This window comes from Paenibacillus sp. B01, assembly GCF_009649995.1.
GTDB classification, from domain to species: domain Bacteria; phylum Bacillota; class Bacilli; order Paenibacillales; family Paenibacillaceae; genus Paenibacillus_O; species Paenibacillus_O pasadenensis.
In genome coordinates this window covers 1-10,000 of sequence record NZ_CP045802.1, presented here as the reverse complement: position 1 = coordinate 10,000, position 10,000 = coordinate 1, and the positions used below count along the sequence as shown (strand labels likewise).

The window sequence follows — 10,000 nt, the reverse complement described above, 5'->3', positions numbered from 1 at the left end:
ATGAGCGTACCCGATTCCGTCATGATCATGAGATCCTCGTCCTCGGCCACCACCTTGAGGCAGACGACAGGTCCGCGCTGCTCGCTCACGTTGAACGTCTTGATGCCTTTGCCGCCGCGGGACTGGGAGCGGTAATCCTCGATCGGCGTCCGCTTGCCGTAGCCCTTGGAGGTGACGATGAGCACTTCCTGGTCGGGATCGACGACATCCATGTCGATGACCTTGTCGCTCTCGTCGAGCTGGATGCCCTTGACCCCGGTCGCCGAACGCCCCATGGAGCGCACGTCGCTCTCCGGGAAGCGGATCGACTGGCCGCCCGCGGTGCCCATGATGATCTGCTGCTTGCCGTCCGTCAGCTTGACGCTGATGAGGTCGTCGTCTTCGCGCAGGTTGATGGCGATCAGGCCGACCTTGCGGATGTTGGCGTAGTCGTCGAGCGGCGTCTTTTTGACGACGCCTTGGCGCGTGCCGAAGAACAGGAAGCAGTCGGGATCAAACGATTCCACCGGGATGACCGCGTTGACCGTCTCGCCTTGCTCGATCTGCAGCAGGTTGATGATCGGGGTTCCGCGCGCCGTGCGGCTCAGATCCGGAATCTCATACGCCTTCAGCCGGTACACCTTGCCCTTGTTCGTAAAGAACAGCAGGAAGTGATGCGTGTTGGAGACGAACAGATGCTCGACGAAGTCGTCGGACTTCGTGTCCATGCCCATGACGCCCTTGCCGCCGCGGCGCTGGCTGCGGTAGGTCGTGACCGGCAGCCGCTTCACGTAGCCGGAGTGCGTGATGGAAATGATGACGTCCTCGCGCGGAATGAGGTCCTCGTCGAGGATCTCGTCCTCGCCGATCGTCACCTCGGTGCGCCGGTCGTCGCCGAAGCGCTCGCTGATCTCGGCCAGCTCCTCGCTGATCAGATTCAGCACGAGCTGCTCGTCGGCAAGAATCGCCATGTACTCCGCGATGCGGGCCAGCACCTCGTTGTACTCGGACTCGATCTTTTCGCGCTCCAGGCCCGTCAGGCGCTGCAGCCTCATGTCGAGAATCGCTTGCGCCTGCTCGATGCTGAGCGCGAAACGGCTGATCAGCCCCTCGCGAGCCTCGTCGGCCGTGCGCGACGAGCGGATGAGCGAGATGATCTCGTCGATATGGTCCAGAGCAATGCGCAAGCCTTCGAGGATATGCGCGCGAGCCTGGGCTTTTTTGAGATCGAACTCGGTGCGCCGGCGGATGACCTCGATCTGATGCTGCAGGTAGTGGTACAGCATGTCCCGCAGCGTCAGCGTGCGAGGCTCGCCGTTCACGAGCGCCAGCATGTTGATGCCGAACGTCGACTGCATCTGCGTATGCTTGTACAGGTTGTTGAGCGTCACGCTCGGATTGACGTCGCGGCGCAGCTCGATGACGACCCGCATGCCGTTGCGGTCGGACTCGTCCCGCAGATCGGTGATGCCCTCGATCTTCTTCTCGCGGACGAGCTCGGCGATCTTCTCGACGAGACGGGCCTTGTTCACCTGGTACGGCAGCTCATGCACGACGATGCGGGCCTTGCCGCCGTTCTCCTCGATCTCGGCGCGGGCGCGCATCGTGACGGAGCCGCGGCCCGTCGTGTACGCCTGCCGGATGCCCGAGTGGCCCATGACGAAGCCGGCGGTCGGGAAGTCCGGCCCTTTGACGTAATCCATCAGCTCCAGCGACGTGATGTCGGGATTGCGGATGAGCGCCTGGACGCCGTCTACGATCTCGCGCAGGTTATGCGGAGGGATGTTGGTCGCCATGCCGACCGCGATGCCGGACACGCCGTTGACGAGCAGGTTGGGGAACCGGGCCGGAAGCACCGACGGCTCGCGCTCCTCGCCGTCATAGTTGGAGACGAAGTCGACCGTGTCCTTGCCCAGATCGCGCAGCAGCTCCATGGCGATCTTGGACAGGCGCGCCTCCGTATACCGCATGGCTGCGGCCATGTCGCCGTCGATGGAGCCGAAGTTGCCGTGCCCGTCGACGAGCATGTAGCGCATGGAGAAGTCCTGCGCCATCCGGACCATCGATTCGTAAACGGCGCTGTCGCCGTGAGGATGGTACTTGCCGATGACCTCGCCGACGATGCGGGCCGATTTTTTATAGGGCTTGTCCGGGGCCATGCCGAGCTCCGACATGGCAAAGAGGATGCGCCGGTGCACGGGCTTGAGCCCGTCGCGCACATCCGGCAGCGCGCGGCTGACGATGATGCTCATGGCATAATCCATGAACGATTCGCGCATCTCCGTGCCGATATCCCGGTCCTTGATTTGGGAACGTTGTTCTTCCGCCATACTTACCTCCTGTGCGGTCAGGCCTCCAAGCGGCTCTGGCCTGATGATCGCGGCCCGCCTCGCTCGCTGTCCGATCTTATCTGTGTGGCACAAAAAGCGGACAAATAAACGTCGGGACCGTCGAAAAATAGGTGGATGCCGTGCTCCATCCGTTCGCGAAATCCATAAAATAAGACGATGGATCGCGGATAGGACAATACAGTCTATTATAGCATTGATTGATCGCTTACGATATCGGAATTTGCACTAATATCCGGAAGCCGAACCGCCGAAAGCGGCGGAACGGCGCGCTTTTCGGAGACAAGGAAGGATGAGGAACGGTTGGCTATCCAACGGGTTGTGAGCAAGCAGAGAAAGACGGAGGTCCTGCTGCAGTCGGAGAAGCTCTCGCTCCATGTGCCGGACACGAGAGTCTACACGAAAGACTCGCTGAAGGCGATGCTTGACCAATACGGCATGCTGTATATCAAGCCGGATTCCGGCACCTTCGGCAACGGCGTCATCAAGGTGCAGAAGCTCGAAGAAGGCGGCTACCGGTTCCAAAGCGGCACCCGCGTCCAAACGCATGCCGCCTACGATGCGATGTTCCAGTCGCTGGAGCGCATCCGGCCGAAAAAGCGCTATCTGGCGCAGAAGGGAATCCATCTGCTCCGGCACCGCAACCGCCGCTTCGACCTGCGCGTCATGGTGCAGCGGAACCCGGCCGGCGCCTGGGAGACGACCGGCATCATCGGCAGGCTGAGCCACCCGTCGAAAATTGTCACCAACTACCACAGCGGAGGCACGATCACGCCGTTCGAGACGCTTCTGGGCAGCCATATGGACGCCGCCGCGCAGAAGGAGTTCCGCAGCCGCCTCGAGAAGCTCGGCGTCCAGACGGGCGAGCAGCTGGCGACGCGCTGGCCGCGCCTGAAGGAGATCGGGCTCGACGTCGCCGTGGATACGGCGTTGAAGCCGTGGATCCTGGAAGTGAACACGAAGCCGGATCCGTATATTTTCCGCAAGCTGCAGGACAAGGGGATCTTCCGCCGGATGCGGCGCTATGCCGCCGCTTACGCGCCGAAGCGCAGCGCCCGCTGAGGGCGGACGGCCGCTCCGGACCGATAGGTCCGAAAAAAGAGAGCCGGCTCGGGATCGCTCCGGGCCGGCTTTGCTTTGCGGTTTGCGCTAGATGTCGAGGTTCTTGACGTACTTGGCATACTGCTGGATGAAGTCGCGGCGCGGCTCGACGTTGTCGCCCATGAGGGTGTCGAACATGACGTCGGCCTTGATCGCGTCCTCGATCTGCACCTGCAGCATCGTGCGGCTCTCGGGATCCATCGTCGTCTCCCACAGCTGGGAGGCGTTCATCTCTCCGAGGCCTTTGTAGCGCTGCACGTTGACCTTGGCGCCCTCGCCGAACTCGGCGAGGATGTCGTCGCGCTCCCGTTCGGACTGGGCGTAGCGGACGACCTTGTTGCGCTCGATCTTGAACAGCGGCGGCTGCGCGATGTAGACGAAGCCGGCCTCCAGCACCTTGCGCATGTAGCGGTACAGGAACGTCAGCAGCAGCGTGCGGATGTGCGCGCCGTCGACATCGGCATCGGTCATGATGATGATCTTGTGGTAGCGGGCCTTGGCGATGTCGAAATCGTCGCCGATGCCGGTGCCGAGCGCGGTGATGATCGCGCGGATCTCGGCGTTGGACAGAATGCGGTCCAGGCGCGCCTTCTCGACGTTGAGGATCTTGCCGCGCAGCGGAAGGATCGCCTGGAAGTGCCGGTCGCGGCCCTGCTTGGCCGAGCCGCCGGCGGAGTCGCCTTCGACGATGTACAGCTCGCTAATGCTCGCGTCCTTGGAGGAGCAGTCGGCCAGCTTGCCGGGCAGGCTGCTCACCTCGAGCGCGCTCTTGCGGCGAGTCAGCTCGCGGGCTTTGCGCGCCGCCTCGCGGGCGCGGGAGGCGGACAGGCCCTTGTCCACGATTTTGCGGGACACGGACGGGTTCTCCTCGAGGAACTCCTGGAGCTTCTCGGCGAAGAACGACTCGACGATGCCGCGCACCTCGCTGTTGCCGAGCTTGGTCTTGGTCTGACCCTCGAACTGCGGCTCCGGAATCTTGACGCTGATGATCGCGGTCAGGCCCTCGCGCACGTCGTCGCCGGACAGATTGCTGTTGCTGTCCTTGATCGCGCCGGACTTGCGGGCGTAGTCGTTGATGATCCGCGTGAGCGCGCTCTTGAAGCCGGATTCGTGGGTGCCGCCCTCATGGGTGTTGATGTTATTGGCGAACGAGTAGATGTTCTCGCTGTAGCTGTCGTTGTACTGCAGCGACACCTCGACCTGGATGCCGTCCTTGGCGCCCTCCACGTAGATCGGCTGCTCATGCAGCGGCTCGCGGTTGCGGTTGAGGTACTGGACGAACTCGATGATGCCGCCGTCGTAGCGGAACGTGTTGCTGACGCCGGTACGCTCGTCCTCGAGCACGAGCTCGATGCCCTTGTTGAGGAACGCCAGCTCCCGCACGCGGGACTGCAGCGTCTCGTACTCGAAGACCGTCGTCTCGGTGAACACCTCGGGATCCGGCTTGAACAGCGTGCGCGTGCCCGTCTCGCTGCTCTCTCCGACAATCTTCATGTCGTACTGCGGCACGCCGCGGCGGTACTCCTGCTGATAGATCTTGCCGTCCCGGCTGACCTGGACGACGACCTGCTCGGACAGGGCGTTGACGACGGAGATGCCGACGCCGTGCAGGCCGCCCGACACTTTGTAGCCCTCGCCGCCGAACTTGCCGCCCGCATGAAGGACGGTCATGACGACCTCGAGCGTCGGCCGCTTCATTTTGGGATGCTCGCCGACCGGGATGCCCCGGCCGTTGTCGGTGACGGTGATGCTGTCGTTCTCGTGGATCGTTATCGTAATCCGGCTGCAGTAGCCGGCTAGCGCTTCGTCGATGCTGTTGTCGACGACTTCCCATACCAGATGGTGGAGCCCCTTGCCGCTCGTCGAGCCGATATACATGCCCGGCCGCTTGCGGACCGCCTCCAGGCCCTCGAGCACCTGGATCTGGTTCTCGTCGTACGTATGCTGTTGGTTCGTAGACATGCGATGATTCACTGCTCCTCTCGACTGCGCTAAGCAACTGATGCGGGCATGCCGCCTCCGGGTATGCCCTGCCGCCTTATCCGTTGGCGGCGAAGTTGTGGCCGCGCTTCTTCAGCGTGGATGATGAGATGGGGGAGTAATACACCCGGCTCTTGGTGACGACGATCGACTTCGGCTCCTCCTCGCCGATCAGCTCCACGTCCTTGCGCTTCTTGGCGCCGGCGACGAACTGCTTGGAGAGCTTGGAGGACTGCTCGATGGATATGTCGAAGATGGCGACCAGCTCGGATGCCCGGATGATCTTCTCCCCGCCCAGATGGATGTACATCTCCTTCACGCTCCTCTATGCAAAGCCCCGCTAGGAGGCAGAATCGCCAAGAAAGGGCTGAGGCGGCCTATTGGGTGACCTTGCCGCCTTCAACCCGGTAGATGCCCGCGTCGGACAGCCGGCTCGTATTGACGCTCTCCAGCCCCGTCGCGGTTATGAATGTCTGGACCTTGCCCTGGAACGTCTCGATCAGCTGCGTCTGACGGTGCTGGTCGAGCTCCGACAGCACGTCGTCGAGCAGCAGCAGCGGGTATTCGCCGATCTCTTCGCGAATGAGCTCCAGCTCCGCCAGCTTGAGCGAGAGCGCCGTCGTGCGCTGCTGCCCCTGAGAGCCGTATACCTGCGCCTCCTTGCCGTTGATGAAGAAGGCCAGATCGTCGCGGTGAGGGCCCGCAAGCGTAACGCCGCGGCGGATTTCCTGATCTTTTACCTGGGTTAACTTTATCATAAATTGCTCGAATAAAACAGATTCTTCTTCGTCCGCGCCGATGTCGAACGACGGACGGTACTCGATCGACAGCTCCTCGCTCCCGGCTGTGATGCCGGAATGGATGGCGGCCGCCCACGTCTTCAGCTTTTCTATGAATTGTTGCCTCTTTTTCATGATTTTAACACCATGCTCCGCAAGCTGCAGGTCCCATACCTCCAGCAGCCCCGGCTTGACGCCGGAAGGTCCCGTCGATTTGAGGTAATTGTTGCGCTGCACGAGCACCTTGCCGTACTGCTGCAGCGTATGCAGGTAGCCCGGCTGCACCTGGCCGATCTCCATGTCCAGGAAGCGCCGGCGGATGCCCGGAGTCCCCTTGACGATCTCGAGATCCTCGGGAGCGAACATGACGACGTTGAGCGTGCCGACAAAGCCGCTCAGCTTGCGCTGCTCGAGCCCGTTGACCCGGGCTTTTTTGCCTTGGGCGGAATAGGCGAGATCGAGCGTCACGCGGCCGTAGCGCTTGTCCACCTCGCCGTGCACCGACGCTTCCTTGCCGTTCCAGCCGATCAGCTCCCGGTCCTTGGCGGTGCGATGCGATTTCGTCAGCGCAAGCGCGAAGATCGATTCCAGCAAATTCGTCTTGCCTTGGGCGTTGGGGCCGATGAACAGATTCACCTTGCGGTCCGTCTCGAGCTCCAGCTGCTCGTAGTTGCGATAGTTGCGAAGCGCGATCACATTCAGGAACACCGCTCAGCCCCCTGTCTTGAAATGTCCGCCCCAGGCGGACAGCGCCGTCGGCACAGGTTCACGTTCTCTGAACCTTGAAGCTGCCGAAGCCGTCCACCTCTACGGTGTCGCCGTCGTACAGCTTACGTCCGCGCCGGTTGTCGGGCTCGCCGTTGATGACGACCTTCGTTTCCTGGAGGAAGAACTTGGCCTGGCCTCCGGAATCGATGCAGTCGGACAGCTTGAGAAACTGGCCCAGCGCGATGTAGTCGGTCTTGATCGTAATCGTGGTCATCGTGGATGCCTCCTGCGTGATGGGATGGGAAAAGAGGGAGAGCGCAGCGGCGCATGGAAAAGGCGGGCGACCGGAAGGTCGCCCGCCGTGCCGCCGCCGCCGCGGAAAATTCAGTTGGTCGTGCGGTAAGGCAGGATGATGTATTGGCTGTTGTCGTGGTCCGCGGGGCGGATGATGATCGGGCTCATCGCGCCGGTGAAGCTGATGACGAGCTGCTCGCTGTCGATGACCTTGAGCGTGTCGAGCATGTATTTGGAGTTGAACGCGATCCGCAGCGGCTCGCCGCTTTGGCGGATCACCTCGAGCTGCTCCGTGACCCGTCCGAGCTCCGAGGAGCTGGAGGAGATCTCGATCGTTCCGTTCTCGAGGGTGACGATACGCACGATGTTCGTCTTTTCCTCGCGGGACATCAGGTAGGCGCGCTCCATCGCGTCGATCAGCTTGCGCGTCTCGAGGACGAGTTCTGTTTTGAACGACTGCGGAATAATCTTGGAGGTATCGGGATAAGTGCCGTCGAGCATGCGGCTGTAGAACAGCGTATGGCCGAGGCGGAACAGCACCTGGTTGCTGGCGACGACGATATCGACGAGGCCGGCTCCATCGGGCACGAGCTTCGACAGCTCGACCATCGTCTTGGCGGCGATGACGACATTGCTCAGCCGGTAGCCGTCAGGAGTGTCGACGCGGGAAATCCGGCTCGCGAGCCGGTGCCGGTCCGTCGCGACGAACTTGAGCTCGCCTTCGATCAGGTTCCAGAGCAGTCCCGTCAGCACCGGCGTCTGCTCGCTCGTCGAAGCGCAGAAGACGGTCTGGCGGACCATCGCCTTGAGCAGGTCGCCGGGCAGCTGCAGCACTTCGTTCTCCTCGATGGACGGAAGCACGGGGAATTCCTCCGGATCCAGGCCGACCATCTGGATGTCGGTCGAGCCGGAGCGGATCATCGTCTGATAGTTGTCGCCGACCTCGATCTGGACGTCCTCCGCCGGCAGCTTGCGGATGATTTCGACAAAAAACTTAGCCGGCATGACGACGCTGCCCGGCTTGTCGACCTTGGCGATGACGGTCTCGTCCGTTTCGGCAGGAATGAAGCTCTGGATGGAGATGTCCGTGTCGCTTGCCGTAAGCGTGACTCCCTGATGGGTCACGTCGAACTTGATGCCTCCGAGAATCGGGATGGCGGGGCGGACCGAGGCGGCCTTGGCGACTTGCTGGATGGCGTCGTTGAGTTCGTTTTTCGAGATGGTAAGTTTCATGCGTTCCTCCTTGAGCGGCTTGGGCGGCACTCGTCCTTGGGGTTCAACCTGCGGCGGAGCCGTACTTTTTTTAGATGATGTTTAGTTAAAAGAAAAAAGCAGTAGTAGCCGTAGGGGCGGTGAATATGTGGATAAGCCCGCCAAAGGGGGATGCGACAAGCCTATCCACATGTGTACAGCTTGTGCATAGGCTTGTCGGTTCTTGTCCCTTTTTCGGGGATAAGATTACATATGATTTTTGACTTTTTCCGTCAGGTTCTGAATGACCTTGAACAGCTCCTGGTCCAGCTTGAGCTGCTTGGAGATCTTCTCGTGCGCGTGGATGACGGTCGTATGGTCGCGGCCGCCGAAAGCCTCGCCGATCTTGGGCAGCGAGTAGTCCGTCAGCTCGCGCGAGAGATACATGGCGATCTGCCGCGGATAGGCGACCGCTTTGGTGCGCTTGCGGGCCTTGAATTCCTCGAGCTTGAGGCCGTAGAACTCGCCGACGCGCTGCTGGATGTCATGGATCGTAATCATCTTGGGACGGCTGGACGGGATGATGTCCTTGAGCGCCTCCGCAGCCAGATGCGAGCTGATGTCCTCGTTGATGAGGCTGCTGTAGGCGACGACGCGGATGAGCGCGCCTTCGAGCTCGCGGATGTTCGTGTCGATCTGATTGGCGATGTACACCATCGCCTCGTTCGGGATGTCCAGGTTTTCCGCCTTCGCCTTTTTGCGGAGGATGGCGATCCTTGTCTCCAGATCGGGCGGCTGGATATCGGTGATGAGGCCCCATTCGAAGCGGGAGCGCAGCCGCTCCTCGAGCGTCGGGATCTCCTTGGGCGTGCGGTCGCTGGAGATGACGATCTGCTTGCGCTCCTCGTGCAGGGCGTTGAACGTGTGGAAAAATTCCTCCTGCGTGCCGTCCTTGCCGGCGAGGAACTGGATGTCGTCGATCAGCAGGACGTCGATGTTGCGGTACTTGTTGCGGAAGCTCTCGCCGCGGTTGTCGCGGATCGCGTTGATGAATTCGTTGGTGAACTTCTCCGAGGAGATGTACATCACTTTCGTGCTCGGGTTGTGCTCCAGGATGTAATGGCCGATCGCATGCATCAAGTGGGTCTTGCCGAGGCCGACGCCGCCGTAGAGGAACAGCGGATTGTAGGCTTTGGCCGGCGCCTCGGCGACAGCCAGCGATGCGGCGTGCGCGAAGCGGTTGTTCGCCCCGATGACGAACGTGTCGAATGTGTATTTGGGATTGAGCATATGCGAAAAGGTCTCTCCCGGCACGGCCGGAGCCGGCTTGACGGGCGGCTGGGCCGGAGTCGCGGGCTCGGGCGGCCGGTTCTCTTCGATGACGAACCGGATATCGACGGATTTGCCGACGAAGTCGGACACCGTCGAACGGACGAGCTTCGTGTAGCGGCTCTCCAGCCATTCCACCGCGAACGTTGTCGGCGCCGTGACGACAAGCTGTCCTTCATCCGAGAAATTGGCTTTCGTCGCCTTGAACCAAGTGTCGAAGCTCGGTTTGCTCAATTTGGTCTGGATGATTGACAGCACTTGCTGCCACAAATCAACGGTATGGCTGTCCAC

The 10,000-nt window shown here is 61.5% G+C and carries 8 protein-coding genes (1 of these 8 cut by a window edge); 1 reads left to right on the top strand and 7 read right to left on the bottom strand.

Annotated features, from left to right (window positions below):
• On the bottom strand, positions 1 to 2,309 hold the 5' portion of the coding sequence (gene gyrA / locus GE073_RS00040) for a DNA gyrase subunit A (protein ID WP_028597996.1). The gene continues 190 nt to the left of window position 1, outside the view; 2,309 of the gene's 2,499 nt are visible here — the first part of the coding sequence; it begins with the start codon at positions 2,307 to 2,309; its stop codon lies beyond the left edge, outside the window.
• Positions 2,310 to 2,630: 321 nt separating this feature from the next.
• On the opposite strand from gyrA, the gene GE073_RS00035 reads away from it, so the two are divergent.
• Entirely contained in the window at positions 2,631 to 3,389 is a 759-nt protein-coding gene (locus tag GE073_RS00035; protein ID WP_028597997.1) for a YheC/YheD family protein, read from the top strand.
• An 87-nt stretch (positions 3,390 to 3,476) separates the two neighbouring features.
• Here the strand turns inward: GE073_RS00035 and gyrB are convergent, their stop codons facing one another.
• The 6 genes from gyrB to dnaA form a co-directional block, all read right to left on the bottom strand.
• The gene (gene gyrB, locus GE073_RS00030) at positions 3,477 to 5,390 is read right to left on the bottom strand and encodes a DNA topoisomerase (ATP-hydrolyzing) subunit B (protein WP_028597998.1); all 1,914 of its coding nucleotides are present in this window, start codon (positions 5,388 to 5,390) and stop codon (positions 3,477 to 3,479) included.
• A gap of 76 nt (positions 5,391 to 5,466) precedes the next feature.
• On the bottom strand, positions 5,467 to 5,718 hold the full coding sequence (gene remB / locus GE073_RS00025; RefSeq protein ID WP_028597999.1) for an extracellular matrix regulator RemB: 252 nt from the start codon (positions 5,716 to 5,718) through the stop codon (positions 5,467 to 5,469).
• Positions 5,719 to 5,785: 67 nt separating this feature from the next.
• Entirely contained in the window at positions 5,786 to 6,895 is a 1,110-nt protein-coding gene (gene recF / locus GE073_RS00020) for a DNA replication/repair protein RecF (protein ID WP_028598000.1), read from the bottom strand.
• A 58-nt stretch (positions 6,896 to 6,953) separates the two neighbouring features.
• Positions 6,954 to 7,169 (bottom strand): S4 domain-containing protein YaaA, encoded by a 216-nt coding sequence (yaaA, locus tag GE073_RS00015; protein WP_028598001.1) that lies wholly within the window; start codon positions 7,167 to 7,169, stop codon positions 6,954 to 6,956.
• Positions 7,170 to 7,279: 110 nt separating this feature from the next.
• Positions 7,280 to 8,422, bottom strand: a complete 1,143-nt coding sequence (gene dnaN / locus GE073_RS00010; RefSeq protein WP_028598002.1) for a DNA polymerase III subunit beta — start codon at positions 8,420 to 8,422, stop codon at positions 7,280 to 7,282.
• A gap of 225 nt (positions 8,423 to 8,647) precedes the next feature.
• On the bottom strand, positions 8,648 to 10,000 hold the full coding sequence (gene dnaA / locus GE073_RS00005) for a chromosomal replication initiator protein DnaA (protein ID WP_028598003.1): 1,353 nt from the start codon (positions 9,998 to 10,000) through the stop codon (positions 8,648 to 8,650).